Origin of the sequence: uncultured Comamonas sp., assembly GCF_964277875.1 — a bacterium.
In the GTDB taxonomy this organism is placed as follows: Bacteria; Pseudomonadota; Gammaproteobacteria; order Burkholderiales; family Burkholderiaceae_C; genus Comamonas; species Comamonas sediminis.
The window spans coordinates 140,405-153,311 of record NZ_CAXYJV010000001.1; the positions used below are offsets into that span (position 1 = coordinate 140,405).

12 protein-coding genes are annotated in these 12,907 nt (G+C 63.6%); 1 reads left to right on the plus strand and 11 read right to left on the minus strand.

Going from position 1 to position 12,907, the window contains the following annotated elements:
• Nucleotides 1-25: 25 nt before the first annotated feature.
• From ACHWUQ_RS00645 to ACHWUQ_RS00670, 6 genes are all read right to left on the minus strand, one after another.
• Nucleotides 26-1,531, minus strand: coding sequence for a zinc-ribbon and DUF3426 domain-containing protein (locus ACHWUQ_RS00645; protein WP_394680044.1), 1,506 nt, complete (start codon nucleotides 1,529-1,531; stop codon nucleotides 26-28).
• Between the two features lie 25 nt (nucleotides 1,532-1,556).
• Nucleotides 1,557-2,477 carry a 50S ribosomal protein L11 methyltransferase gene (gene prmA / locus ACHWUQ_RS00650; RefSeq protein WP_312417393.1) on the minus strand — a complete coding sequence of 307 codons (921 nt, stop codon included), beginning with the start codon at nucleotides 2,475-2,477 and terminating at the stop codon, nucleotides 1,557-1,559.
• Between the two features lie 75 nt (nucleotides 2,478-2,552).
• Nucleotides 2,553-3,908 (minus strand): acetyl-CoA carboxylase biotin carboxylase subunit, encoded by a 1,356-nt coding sequence (accC, locus tag ACHWUQ_RS00655; RefSeq protein WP_021026145.1) that lies wholly within the window; start codon nucleotides 3,906-3,908, stop codon nucleotides 2,553-2,555.
• A 10-nt stretch (nucleotides 3,909-3,918) separates the two neighbouring features.
• A complete protein-coding gene (accB, locus tag ACHWUQ_RS00660) occupies nucleotides 3,919-4,374 on the minus strand; it encodes an acetyl-CoA carboxylase biotin carboxyl carrier protein (RefSeq protein WP_394680045.1) in 456 nt (151 codons plus the stop codon).
• 117 nt (nucleotides 4,375-4,491) lie between these two features.
• Nucleotides 4,492-4,929: a TlpA disulfide reductase family protein gene (locus ACHWUQ_RS00665; protein WP_394680046.1), complete on the minus strand. Its 438-nt coding sequence runs from the start codon at nucleotides 4,927-4,929 to the stop codon at nucleotides 4,492-4,494.
• 153 nt (nucleotides 4,930-5,082) lie between these two features.
• The gene (locus ACHWUQ_RS00670) at nucleotides 5,083-5,679 is read right to left on the minus strand and encodes a hypothetical protein (RefSeq protein ID WP_312529303.1); all 597 of its coding nucleotides are present in this window, start codon (nucleotides 5,677-5,679) and stop codon (nucleotides 5,083-5,085) included.
• Between the two features lie 103 nt (nucleotides 5,680-5,782).
• On the opposite strand from ACHWUQ_RS00670, the gene mpl reads away from it, so the two are divergent.
• The gene (mpl, locus tag ACHWUQ_RS00675; RefSeq protein WP_394680047.1) at nucleotides 5,783-7,186 is read left to right on the plus strand and encodes a UDP-N-acetylmuramate:L-alanyl-gamma-D-glutamyl-meso-diaminopimelate ligase; all 1,404 of its coding nucleotides are present in this window, start codon (nucleotides 5,783-5,785) and stop codon (nucleotides 7,184-7,186) included.
• A 98-nt stretch (nucleotides 7,187-7,284) separates the two neighbouring features.
• Here the strand turns inward: mpl and ACHWUQ_RS00680 are convergent, their stop codons facing one another.
• The 5 genes from ACHWUQ_RS00680 to ACHWUQ_RS00700 all read right to left on the minus strand — a co-directional run bounded on the left by ACHWUQ_RS00680 (nucleotide 7,285) and on the right by ACHWUQ_RS00700 (nucleotide 12,720).
• Complete coding sequence (locus ACHWUQ_RS00680; protein WP_394680048.1) at nucleotides 7,285-8,811, minus strand: tripartite tricarboxylate transporter permease; 1,527 nt, start codon at nucleotides 8,809-8,811, stop codon at nucleotides 7,285-7,287.
• On the minus strand, nucleotides 8,808-9,251 hold the full coding sequence (locus ACHWUQ_RS00685; RefSeq protein WP_312529296.1) for a tripartite tricarboxylate transporter TctB family protein: 444 nt from the start codon (nucleotides 9,249-9,251) through the stop codon (nucleotides 8,808-8,810). The genes ACHWUQ_RS00680 and ACHWUQ_RS00685 overlap by 4 nt, the downstream gene beginning before the upstream one ends.
• Before the next feature lie 121 nt (nucleotides 9,252-9,372).
• Nucleotides 9,373-10,374: a Bug family tripartite tricarboxylate transporter substrate binding protein gene (locus ACHWUQ_RS00690; protein WP_394680049.1), complete on the minus strand. Its 1,002-nt coding sequence runs from the start codon at nucleotides 10,372-10,374 to the stop codon at nucleotides 9,373-9,375.
• A gap of 154 nt (nucleotides 10,375-10,528) precedes the next feature.
• Nucleotides 10,529-12,016, minus strand: coding sequence for a sensor histidine kinase N-terminal domain-containing protein (locus tag ACHWUQ_RS00695; protein ID WP_394680050.1), 1,488 nt, complete (start codon nucleotides 12,014-12,016; stop codon nucleotides 10,529-10,531).
• Nucleotides 12,013-12,720: a response regulator gene (locus tag ACHWUQ_RS00700; protein WP_394680051.1), complete on the minus strand. Its 708-nt coding sequence runs from the start codon at nucleotides 12,718-12,720 to the stop codon at nucleotides 12,013-12,015. The genes ACHWUQ_RS00695 and ACHWUQ_RS00700 overlap by 4 nt, the downstream gene beginning before the upstream one ends.
• Nucleotides 12,721-12,907 lie beyond the last annotated feature (187 nt).

The window sequence follows — 12,907 nt, forward strand, 5'->3', positions numbered from 1 at the left end:
AGCTATTCTTTCTGTTATCAAAATTTCAATGGTAGAACGCGAGTACGCGGTAGCCCACCACATCGCCGGCAGCCTCTGCCACCTGGATGACCATCTCCGCCGCCCACTCGCCATGCGCTTGCAGCGCGTCTGGTGCCTGCAGCTCCTGCGGGCGCAGCACGCGGCGCAGCACCAGCTTCTCTGCCGCGTCGTTGAGGCTCAACTCCAGCGCAGGGACTGCCACCGGATAGTCCGCCCCATTGCGCAACACCACCCGCAGCCGGAACTGGCGTGGCCCCACGGCGTTGAAACTGGTGCTGTCGATAGAGACGGACTGCAGTTGCCGAGGCGGCGCTATCTCGCAACCCGCCAGGCGGCAGGCCGCTTGTAGTGCTGGCCGCCACTGGGGCTGGGCCAGCGCCAGGCGGTCCCGCTGGGTCAGCGCCATCTGCAGCAGCAAGGCCGCCAACAGCAGCAGACTGAGCAGCAGTGACAGCACCACCACCCAGGGCTTGCGCCAGAACGCCTTGCGTTTGGCAGCGCGCACAAAGCCGGGCTCGGCGGCCCTATCCATGCCAACGGCAGCCGCGGCATCGGCCGCCGCGGCATCGGCCGCCGCAACGGCCTCATCCATCTGCGCCACATAGTTGGTCGGCCCGGACAGCGAGGGCTCTACCTTGCCCGCATGCAGGCTTCTGCCCGCCATCTCGGGCGCCAGCAGCAGTTCATCCTCTTGCCGCGCTACCGGGGCGGGGTCGGACAGACCATGGGCGCTGCTCTGCCGCAAATACGGCGGAGGAGAAGCAGGTTCCTGGACATGCCGGTCGTTTGCGACGGGGTCAACAGGGGCAACAGGTGCCACCACCTCCGCAGCGACGGGCAGCGGGGCATCATCCACAGCAGCGGGCTGCACGGGCGCTGGCGGCGCAGCCACAGCTGCAGGCTTTTGGCGCTCGGCAATGGCCTCCAGCAAGCGGCCCTCGCGGGCTTGCAGCTCTGCCAGATCGTCGGTCGCCGAAAAATCCACCCGGCTGCTGCGCAGCGATTCCGGGCGCTGGTCGGCCATCGGCTGCCATTCGCTTTCCAGACCGCTGCGGTCCTGCGCTGCAGGTGGCGCGGCGGGGGTCTGCGCTTCGGCCTCGTCCCCATAAGCCTGCATCCAGGACGAGTCCACATATCCCGAATCCCCGCTGGCATTGGCACGGCGAGGAAACACCAGCACCGACAGCTCGGGCACCTGGGCATGGGGGTCGACCTGCAGCGAGTTCTCGGTCCGCAGCACCGCCGCCCCGTCCTGCGTGGGCTCGAGGTTGAGCGCCGCCTCCATGGACGGAGCCGCCACCGGGGCCTGCGCTGCAACAGCGGCCTGTTCCACAGACGGCGCCTGCGGGCCGGCAGGCGCTGCCGCCGGCGCGCTGGCTACCAGGTGCGTGAGCGCGTCAAATACCGCCTTGCATTTGCCGCAGCGCACCCAGCCATCGGAGATGCGCAGCTGGTCATCCACCACCTTGAAGCGGGTCTGGCACTGGGGGCAACGCGTTATCTGGCTCATCGCAGTGGATTGTAGGGTCAGAAACTCAGCGGCCTGTCCCGGTGGCGGAATCTGCTGCGCGCCGTGCCGTCATCAGCACCCAACCGTCTTCGCTATCGGCCACGTCCAGTTGCAGATAAGGCGCATAGGCGGCCTTCAGCTCATCGGTCTGGCGCTCCAGAATACCGGCCAGCACCAGGTGGCCGCCTTCGGCCACATGGGCGCACAGCAAGGGGGCCAGCACCTTCAGCGGCGTCGCCAGGATGTTGGCCAGCACCGTCTGGTATACGCCCTGTGCGGCATCGGGCAAGCCGGCGCGCAACTGCACGTGGTTGGCCTGGGCGTTGTACTCGGTCGATTCCACGGCAGCGGTGTCAATGTCCACCGCGTCGATGTCCAGCGCGCCAAACTTGGCGGCGCCAATGGCCAGAATGCCGGAGCCGCAGCCGTAATCCAGCACGCGGCCCAGATCCTGCCCCTCGGCGCCGCGCTGCGCAATCCAGCGCAGGCACATGCGGGTGGTGGGGTGGGTGCCGGTGCCAAAGGCCAGGCCCGGGTCCAGGCGGATGCTGCGGGTGGCAGCTGCCGGCAGCTCGTGCCAGGTGGGCACAATCCAGAAATCCGGCGTGATGTCCACCGGCGCGAACTGCGATTGGGTCAGGCGCACCCAGTCCTGCTCGGCCACTTCACGGATGCCCAGCAGGCTGCAGCCTGCAAAGAAATCCTGCAGCTGCAGCAGGCTCTGCGCCTCTTCGGCTGCAGCGCGCTGCGGGAACAGCGCCACGATGCGGCTGCGCTGCCAGCCATCCTTGGGCGGCGGCATGCCGGGCTCGCCAAACAGCGCCTGCTCGGCATCGGTCTGGGCATCGGCATCTTCGACCGAGACGCTGAGCGCATCGAGCGCATCCAGCGCTTCGCTCACGCTCTCGACCCGGTCTTCCGGGCACATCAGGCACAGTTCGTACATGACAGGGTTTCCTTAATGCAAAAAGCTGGCATTCCCTTGGAAATGCCAGCATCTATCACGATGAAAGGGGGTGCATCAACGCTTGCGCGCAGCCAGCCACTCTTCCAGATAGTGGATATTGGTGCCGCCGGCATTGAACTTGGCATCCACCATCAGTTCCGAGTGCAGCGGAATATTCGTCGAAATACCCTCGACCGCCGTCTCCAGCAGCGCAGTGCGCATGCGGGCAATGGCTTGTTCGCGGGTGTCGCCATAGACGATCAGCTTGCCAATCATCGAGTCGTAGTTCGGTGGCACGAAGTAGTTCGCATACACATGCGAATCGACCCGCACACCAGGGCCGCCGGGCATGTGCCAGGTGGTGACACGGCCAGGCGACGGCGTGAACTTGTAGGCATCTTCGGCGTTGATCCGGCATTCGATCGCATGACCGCGCATCTGTGCGTTGATCTGGCGCTGCGTGAACGGCAGCTTTTCGCCAGCGGCGACCATGATCTGGGTGCCGACGATGTCGACGCCAGTGATCCATTCCGTCACCGGGTGCTCAACCTGCACGCGGGTGTTCATCTCGATGAAGTAGAACTCGCCGTTTTCGTACAGAAATTCGAACGTGCCCGCACCGCGGTAGCCGATCTTCTTGCAGGCGGCCACGCAGCGGTCGCCAATCTTTTCGATCAGACGGCGTGGAATGCCTGGGGCCGGCGCCTCTTCGATCACCTTCTGGTGGCGGCGCTGCATCGAGCAATCGCGCTCGCCCAGATACACGGCGTTCTTGAACTTGTCGGCCATCACCTGGATTTCGATGTGGCGCGGGTTCTGCAGGTACTTTTCCATGTACACCGCAGGATTGCCGAATGCAGCACCGGCTTCCGCCTTGGTCATCTGCACCGCATTGACCAGCGCTGCCTCGGTATGCACCACACGCATGCCCCGGCCACCACCGCCGCCAGCGGCCTTGATGATCACCGGGTAGCCGATGGCCTTGGCAATGCGGCGGATCAGCGCCGGGTCGTCGGGCAGTTCGCCGTCCGAACCAGGCACGCAAGGCACACCAGCCTTGATCATTGCCTGCTTGGCAGACACCTTGTCACCCATGATGCGGATGGACTCGGGCGTCGGGCCAATGAACTGGAAACCGCTCTTTTCCACGCGCTCGGCAAAATCGGCGTTCTCGGACAGAAAGCCATAACCAGGGTGGATCGCCTCGGCGTCGGTCACCTCGGCAGCCGAGATGATCGCAGGCATGTTCAGGTAGCTTTGGGCCGACGGCGCCGGGCCAATGCAAACCGCCTCATCGGCCAGCTTCACATACTTGGCGTCGCGGTCCGCCTCTGAATAGACCATCACGGCCTTGATGCCCAGCTCGCGGCACGCGCGCTGCACACGCAGTGCGATCTCTCCGCGGTTGGCAACCAGAATTTTCTTGAACATGGGCGAGGCCTTATTCAATGATGAACAGAGGCTGACCAAATTCCACGGCCTGGCCGTTCTCACCCAGGATCTGCTTGATCGTGCCGGACTTGTCGGCTTCGATCTCATTGAGGATCTTCATCGCTTCAATGATGCACACGGTATCGCCTTCCTTGACCTGGCTGCCCACTTCGACAAAGGCCTTGGCGCCCGGTGCCGACGAGCGGTAGAACGTACCCACCATCGGCGACTTCACCGTATGGCCTTGCGCTGCAGCCGGAGCTGCCTCGGCCGGCGCAGCGGCTGCAGCAGGCGCTGTCGCTGCCGGGGCCGCAGCGGGCAGCACGGGCGCAGCCATCACTTGCTGCACCACAGCGCCGCCGCCCTTCACAATGCGAACCTTGCCTTCTGCTTCGGTGATTTCCAACTCCGATACATTCGACTCGGACACGAGATCGATCAGGGTTTTCAGCTTGCGTAAATCCATGGGAGCTCCAACGGCTAAAAATCAAACAGGGCGCAAATTTACTCCAATTTCGCCCTATTTGACTCAATATCTTCGATTTTTGATCAACGGCAACACTGCCATCCCGGCTTGCATGCCTTATAGACTTGCCCAATTTTGCAAGTCAGATGCAAGAAGTTGCCCCATTTTACGATGCTGTACGTTACCTTGCCTACCAAATACCACAGTGAACGGTAGGCCGCCGGCAGAATTGCCCAGGTCGCGTGACAGTTGTGTGCCGCTCAGGCCCGCGATGCCGACGGGGAACGCGAGGGGCAGACGCTGCAAAAAGCGCTGCACTGCAGCATCCTGGTCCACGGCCAGACCCAGAACCTGCCAGCCCTTGCTTTGTTGCGCTGCATAGAATGCGTTGAGCATCGGCAACTCTTCCACACAAGGCGGGCACCAGGTTGCCCAAAAATTAAGCAGCAGCGGCTTGCCCTGGAACGCCTGCATGCGTACCTCGGTCTGGCCACCCGGGGCGGCAAAGGTCTGGTTCCACAGCCCGTCCAGCGCCGGGCTGCTGGGCTCGGACAAACGGTGGCGCCACCAGGCCCAGCCCGCTCCCGCGGCCAAGGCCGCTGCGGCCACGCCTCCGGTCAGCAGCCGCCTGCGACCAGCGCTGGCAGGCGGTAATGGCAAGGTTTGCGGGGTATCGACAGGTGGACGTTCAGGTGTCGGCATCAGGCATCACTCCGTGGCGGGGATCAACAGGCGGCGCACCGCCTCCAGCGAGCCACGCGGGGTGCGCCCCTGCGCATCAGGCTTCAAGGCACCACGCAAGTCATCGAGGTCATAGACCAGGTAGTGCACGCCAATGTTTTCGTTCAGCGGCTTGCAAAAACTGCTGATCGACAAGGCGTCGACGGTCTCGCCGTGGAAACCGTTGATCGACGATACCTCATAGCGCACGCCATGGTCAATCAGCGCAATCTCAGCGGATTTGGAGTCATCACAGAACAACTGTATATATATGTCAGACAGCCGCGTGGCGGTGCCATTCCAGACCGCCCCCGCCAGATAGGGCCGGAAGGCCTCCATGCGCTCCATCCACAGTACGGCCAGCTCGCGCAATGCACGCAGTTCGGTGGGCTGGGTATCACCACAGAACAGCTCCAGGTACTCGCGCACCGCTGCTTCAAGCAGATCATTGTCGGGTAGCGCGGTGCGGCCCGGCAGCCCCAGTTGCTTGACGGCGCGCTTCTTGGCCGGCCCCCATTCCAGGCCTTCTTCCACCACCATGCGTGCGGCGGTATTGGCGATTTCCCAGCTTGCATCAGTCTTCATGCATTCCATTGTGTCGGATTTGCGCGGGCTGCGCGGCACTTGCTTGCAATTACGGCCGCCATCAGCGCGGGTTCTGCCTGGGCGCGCCGTAGAATCGATCTCCATGCACATTCATATTCTGGGTATTTGTGGCACCTTCATGGGTGGTGTGGCCGCCTTAGCACGTGAGGCCGGGCACAAGGTAACGGGCTGCGACAGCGGCGTCTACCCGCCGATGAGCGACCAGTTGCGCGCGCTGGGCATTGAGCTGATCGAAGGCTTTGGCGCCGACCAGCTCGCACTGCAGCCTGACATGTATGTGGTGGGCAATGTGGTCAGCCGGGCCCGCCTGGATGATGGCTCGCCCAAGTTTCCGCTGATGGAAGCCATTCTGGATACCGGTGCCCCGTACACCAGCGGCCCCCAATGGCTGGCCGAGCATGTGCTGCAGGGCCGCCATGTGCTGGCCGTGGCTGGCACCCATGGCAAGACCACGACGACCTCGATGCTCACCTGGATTCTGGAGGCTGCCGGCCTGCAGCCAGGCTTTCTGGTCGGCGGCGTGCCACTGGATTTTGGCGTCTCCGCCCGTCTGGGTGCGCCCACCCGGCCCGGCGATGGCGACCCGCGCCCCGTGTTTGTGATCGAGGCCGACGAGTACGACACCGCATTTTTCGACAAGCGCAGCAAGTTTGTGCACTACCGCCCCCGCACGGCCGTGCTGAACAACCTGGAGTTCGACCACGCCGACATCTTTGATGACCTGGCTGCCATTGAGCGCCAGTTCCACCACCTGGTACGCACCGTGCCCGCCAGCGGCCGGGTGGTGGCCAATGGCGTCGAGGAGAGCCTGACCCGCGTGCTGCACCAAGGCTGCTGGAGCGAGGTCGTGCGTTTTGGCGCGGCCATCGACGATATGCGCGCCGAGGGTGACCCGTCGAACTTCGAGGTGTTCTACAAAGATGCGCCCGCCGGCAAGGTGCAGTGGAGCCTGAGCGGTGTGCACAACCAGATGAATGCGCTCGCCGCCATGGCCGCCGCCCAGCATGTGGGCGTGGCGCCCGCTGAGGCAGCCCAAGCCTTGTCGCGCTTTCAGAATGTCAAGCGGCGCATGGAACTGCGCGGCAGTGCCGCCGGCATCCAGGTCTATGATGATTTTGCCCACCACCCGACGGCCATCCGCACCACCTTGGATGGCCTGCGCCAGCAGGTGGGTGCGCAAACCCGCATTCTTGCGGTGTTCGAGCCGCGCAGCAACACGATGAAGCTCGGCACGATGAAGTCGCAACTGCCCTGGTCGCTGGAATCGGCCGATCTGGCCTTTTGCCACACCGCCGGCCTGGACTGGGACGCTGCGCAGGCGCTGGCCCCCATGGGCGCACGCGCGCAGACTGCGGGCGACATCGACAGCCTGATCGCCCAGGTGCTGCAGGCAGCCCAGCCGGGCGATGTGATCGTTGGCATGAGCAATGGCGGCTTTGGCGGTATCCACGACAAACTGCTGAAGGCGCTCGCCGCCCGCCACTGATCGGCCGGCGCGACCGCCCTCCCCAAGAAAAAGGCGAGCCTCCGGTGCTCGCCTTGGTCTGGATAGCGGTGTCTCCGCACGAGGCCCGCTGCCCCGCCTCAGGCAGCGTCCTCCTGCGCTCGATGGCGCTTTACCAGCCACCGGTAGCCCATGGGCCCCAGCACCACGGCCGCAGCCAGCACCCAGAGGACCATGCAGACCGTGCTGGCCCAAAGAATGGACACATCGCCATTGGTGATGGACAGCGCGCGCCGCAGGTTTTGCTCCATCATCGTGCCCAGAACGACACCCAACACCATCGGCGCCATCGGAACGTGGAGCTTGCGCAGCAGGTAACCGACCACGCCGATCGCGACCACCGCCATCAGGTCGAAGGTCGTGGCACTGATGGCGTAGACACCAATGAAGCTGATCGCCAGGATGCCCGGCACCAGCAGCCAGCCGGGGATGGACAGCATCGCGGCAAACACCCGCACCATCGGGATGTTCATCACCAGCAGCATCACATTGGCAATCAGCAGTGAGGCAATCAGACCCCAGACCAGCGCGGGCTGCTGCTCAAACAGCACCGGCCCGGGCGTGATGTTGTAGAGCGTGAGCGCGCCCATCATCACCGCCGTCGTACCCGAGCCGGGCACGCCCAGGGTGAGCATCGGAATGAAGGAGCCGGTCGCTGCACTGTTGTTGGCCGCCTCGGGTGCAGCCAGGCCGCGCATATCCCCCTGGCCGAATTTGGCGTTCGGGTCCTTGTCTTCTATATAGCGCTTCTCGTTGGCGTAGGCCACGGCCGATGCGACGCTGGCGCCAGCGCCGGGCAGCACGCCGAGCACAAAACCGAGCAGGCTGCCCCGTGCGGTGCTGCCCGAGGTCAAACGCAGCTCACGCAGATTGAAAAGTTTGCGTTGGCTCGGCGGCACTTCGACGCTTTGGCCCGACAGCTTGTTCTCCAGCATCTGCAGCATTTCAGCGACGGCAAACAAGCCAATGACGACCACCACAAAATCCAGGCCATCGGTCAGGTGCGGAATTCCGAAGGTGTAGCGGTAGACGCCCGAGTTGGCATCCACGCCGATCGTCGCAATTGACAGGCCGATGGCAGCCGCCAAAACGCCTTTGACAGGCTGCTCACCCAGCAGGCTGGTCAGCGCACAAAAGGCAAACACCATCAGGACAAAATACTCTGCCGGACCAAAGGCCAACGCCCACTGCGCCAGAAAGGGCGCGAACGCCGCGATGCCGACGATCGCGATGAGCGAGCCGACAAAGGAGGACCAGGCCGACAGCGACAAGGCCACGCTTCCCAGACCCTGCCGCGCCAGCGGATAGCCATCCAAAGTCGTCATCACCGCTGCGGCTTCGCCCGGCACATTGATCAGAATCGACGTGATCCGGCCCCCATATTCAGCGCCCACATAGACTGCGGCGAGCAAGATCAACGCGGTATCTGCCGGCAGGCCCATGGCAAAGGCGATCGGCACCAGCATCGCCACACCGTTGGTGGGACCCAGGCCGGGCAGCACCCCGACGATGGTGCCAAAAAAGGAGCCGATCAGTGCGACCAGCAGGTTGGTGCCTGAAAAGGCAACGCCAAAACCCAGCGACAGGTTGTCCAGCATCGAACTCATAACAGGCCCTCCAACCATCCCAGCGGCAGCACGACGTCCAGCACGCGGTCAAAAAGAAAATAGAAAAGCAGGCTCAGGCTGGCGCCGCCGATGCCGCACTGCATCCAACTGCCGCCGAAGAGCCGGCCCACGCAAGCGGCCGTGACAGCCGTTGCCACGACAAAGCCGACGGCCTGGAACAACCCGGCATACACCACCACGAGCACCACCATCCAGGCGATGCGCATGTTGGCGCCCATCGGGTTAGGCGCTGCCGGGTTGCCGCCCTTGAGGACCAGGCGCAGACCGCACAGCGCAATCACGGCCGCCAGCAACAGCGGAAATGCCCGTGGGCCCACGGGCTCGTAGGCAAAAGGCGCCTCTAGTCCATGCCCGAACCATGCCAAGAAAGCAGATAGCAGCAGTGCTGCCACGCCAAGAACGCGATCATTGAGAACCATCGGTATATCTCCGGATGAGTGGCGGCCGCGAACACCTGTCGCTGCGCCGCGAGGGGCAAGAGCCCCTGCCTGCAGGCCCGTGCCGAAGCAAGACCATTGCGCCGCCCTATAGGACAAGGCCTTACTTGAGCAGATCGAACGAGCGGGCCAATTCGCTGTAATGCCGTGTGCGGTCTTTCACATAAGCCTCCAGCTCGGCGCCGGTTTTATTGAAAGGCATGAGCCCCAGCTGTGCCTGGGCTTTGCCGAACTCCGGGGTGGCCATGGCCTTGTCAAAGGCTTGCTGCCACCAGCGGTAATCTGCATCCGACACTTTGGGGCCCACATAGAAGCCACGGATGATGGGCCATTCAATGTTGAAGCCCTGCTCTGCCGCGGTGGGTACCTGGGCAAGCGCACCGGGCAAACGTTCCGAGTGGTAGACCGCGAGCACCCGAATCGGAGCGCCCCCTTCCAGCATCGTGACGGCCTCTGCCGCATCGCCCATGAAGGCCTGGATATGGCCACCCCGCAATGCGGTCACCGCTTCGCCGCCGCCTTCGAAGGCGACAAAGCGCATCTTCTTGTAATCGACGCCGGCGGCACGGGCGGTCAGCGCGGCCTTCATCCAGTCCTGGCTGCCGATGGAGCCACCGGCGCCCAGCACGATCTTCGCAGGGTCCGCCTTGAAGGCCGCCATCAGGCTCGGAAGGTCCTGGTAAGGTGAATCCGCGCGCACCATCGCTACGCCATAATCGGCGCCGACGGTGGCTAGCCAGCGCACATCGTCGACGCTGTACTTGCCAAATTTTCCCTGTGCCAGGTTGAGCAGTGAACCACTGGAGAACGCCGCGATGGCTCCACCATCGGCAGGACGCTGGGTGATGATGCTGTTGTAGGCCACCGCACCGATGCCGCCCGGCATGTAGACGATGCGCATGGGCCGCTGCAGCGCTTTGGACTCGCGCATGCCGGTCTGCGCCAGGCGGCAGGTCAGATCAAATCCACCGCCGGGCTGGGCCGGGGCAATGCACTCCGGACGGCGGGGCTCGGTCTGCGCCATCGCGGGCGCCACCGTGCCCGCTGCAAGGGCGGCGCTGGTGAAGAGGCGCAAGGCCTGGCCTGATAAACGGCTGGTAAACATATGCTTTGTCTCCTGAACTGGAATGAACGCTTGAGCGCCGTTGCTGCGGTACCGGTCACGACACGCAGGACGGACGGCACGCGAAACCTTGCCTGGCAAAGGAATCACCTTCAAGGTAGACAAAGACTAAATAGATATGGCTTTCAATAGCCTTTCATTTTGGGGTTATTCCTAGGTCTGATGCCGCCCGTGGCAATCGGAAGCGGCAATGCAAACCCAGCTTTCCCTGCGCATCGTGTCCATTGCTCAGCGTCAACTCCGCGCCATGCATGCCTGCAATGGTCTGCACAATGGCGAGCCCCAGCCCTGCGCCTTGTTGGTGCTTTCCAGCCGCGCCACGCCGGAAGCGGCTGCCGGCCCGTTCCCTGTCGTGATCGCTCATCCCCCCGCCACTGTCGATGACGACCAGGCTGATCGATGTGGCATGGCCGATTACCTGCAGCGTGACCTGGCCATGCCTGGGTGTGTAGCGAATCGCGTTATCCACCAGGTTGCTGATGGCTTCGCGCAGCAGCCATTCCACAGACAGCAGCCGGCGCTCCTGGCCGTCTGCAAAACCGTTCAGCTCCAGCCCCAGGTCAATCTGCTTGGCGCGTGCCAGCGGCCACAGCGTCGCGACGACCTCTTCCGCCAGCACCACGACATCGACATGGGCAAACTGCGACCGGAGACTGTTGGCCGCCCCGGCATCCCGTGCGCGCGCCAGCGCCAGCATCTGCTGGGTCAGACGTTCAGCATGTCCGAGACCGTCCTGCATCGCATGCAATGCAGCACGTATCTCGGCCGGGTCTCGCTCACGCAATGCATAGCCCATCTGTGTGCGCAGCAACGCCAGCGGTGTCCGCAGTTGGTGAGAGGCATCATCCAGAAACTGCCGCTGGGCGGCGGCGCTGTGCGCATAGCGCTCCACCAGGAGGTTCAGCGATTGCACCAGTGGCCGCACTTCTGCCGGCAAGCTGGCGGCGTCGATAGGCGACAGGTCATCCCAGGCACGCGCATCGAGACGCTGGCGCAGGTGCTTCAAAGGCCTGAGTGCGCGCACCACACCAGCGACCAGCAGCACCACACTGATGGCGACCAGCAGCATGTCGCGCAGGATGGCATTCGCCACCATGCGCCTCTCCACCAGCGCGCGCTGCTGAAGATTTTCTGCCACCTGCACGATGATGCGGCCCTGCGGGTTGCCAGACACCGGCGGGTTTGCGAGGCGCGCCCAGGCGGCCACGCGAATCGGCTCGCCCAGGTACATGGCGTCATAGAACTGGGGCACATCGGGTTCCAGTTCGCCATCAAGCAAAGGCAGTCCAGGATTGCCAATTTCGACCAGCCCGTCCTCGGTCGCGACCCGAAAGTAGACCCGGCCATTGACAGTCAACTCGAAGAATTCCAACAACAAATAGGGCTGCTCCACACTGAGGCCGCCGCTGGCCGTGGAGATGTTGTAGTTGATCGCGCGCAGTGCACCGGCCAGCGCGCGGTCATAGGCCTCATCGACCTGGGTGCGCTGGCTGTAGACAGACCACAGCAGACTGCCGCCCATGCCCACCAGCAAGCCCGGCACCAGCCACATCAGCAGCGCAGCCTTGAGAGACTGCGTGCCCCACTGCGCCAGCTCAAGAAAATCCGCCTTCTGCCAGATCATGCTTGCGGCATGGCGGCGCTGGCCATCAAGCGGCTGTGCACTTCTTCAAGGCAGTAGCCCATTCCTCGCAATGTGACAATCTGAACGCCACGGCCAACGAGCTTCTTGCGCAGCCGAAACACCAGAACCTCAATGACCTGGAGATTCACATCGCGGTCTCCGTTGAACACGCGGTCCAAAATACTCTGCTTGCCCACCGGCTCCCCGCTGCGCTGTATCAGGGCCAGCAGCACCGCATGCTCTCGCGGCGTCAGCGGCAGGGTCTCCCCGGCCATCGAAAAGCGCTGCGCTGCCACATCGAACAGCAAAGGTCCACAGGACAGCCGGGGATGGGCCCGCCCCCGGCTGCGACGCACCAGCGCCTGCAGGCGCGCCTCCAATTCATCCAGCAGGAAGGGCTTGGCCAGAAAGTCGTCAGCGCCGTTTTTCAGCGTGCCTACGCGCTCGGTCAAGGAATCGCGCGCGGTCAGCACAATCACCGGCGTGCGGTCATCGCGCCCGCGCATGCGCTCCAACACAGTGCGGCCATCCATGCCGGGCAGACCCAGATCGAGCACCACGGCATCAAAATCCTCCTGCTGCAGGCGCAGATCGGCCATCTGCCCATCGCCTGCCCAGTCCACGAGGATGCCGGACTGCTGCGCCAAGCTCCTGGCCAGCCAATGCGCCAGGTCTTGTTCATCCTCCACCAACAGTATTCGCATCGGCTTTTCTCCCAGTGCCATTGACCAGATGACACTGCTGATGCGAATGACACCCTTCCCAGCCCAATCGATAGCGGCTGTTTAACGAAACATTCTCCACAATAGAAAAAACCTGCTGGAGACAAGCAGGTTTTTTTGGACACACCAGCGGGCGTTGGCAGCCCCGCTTTTGCACGTCAGCGCATAC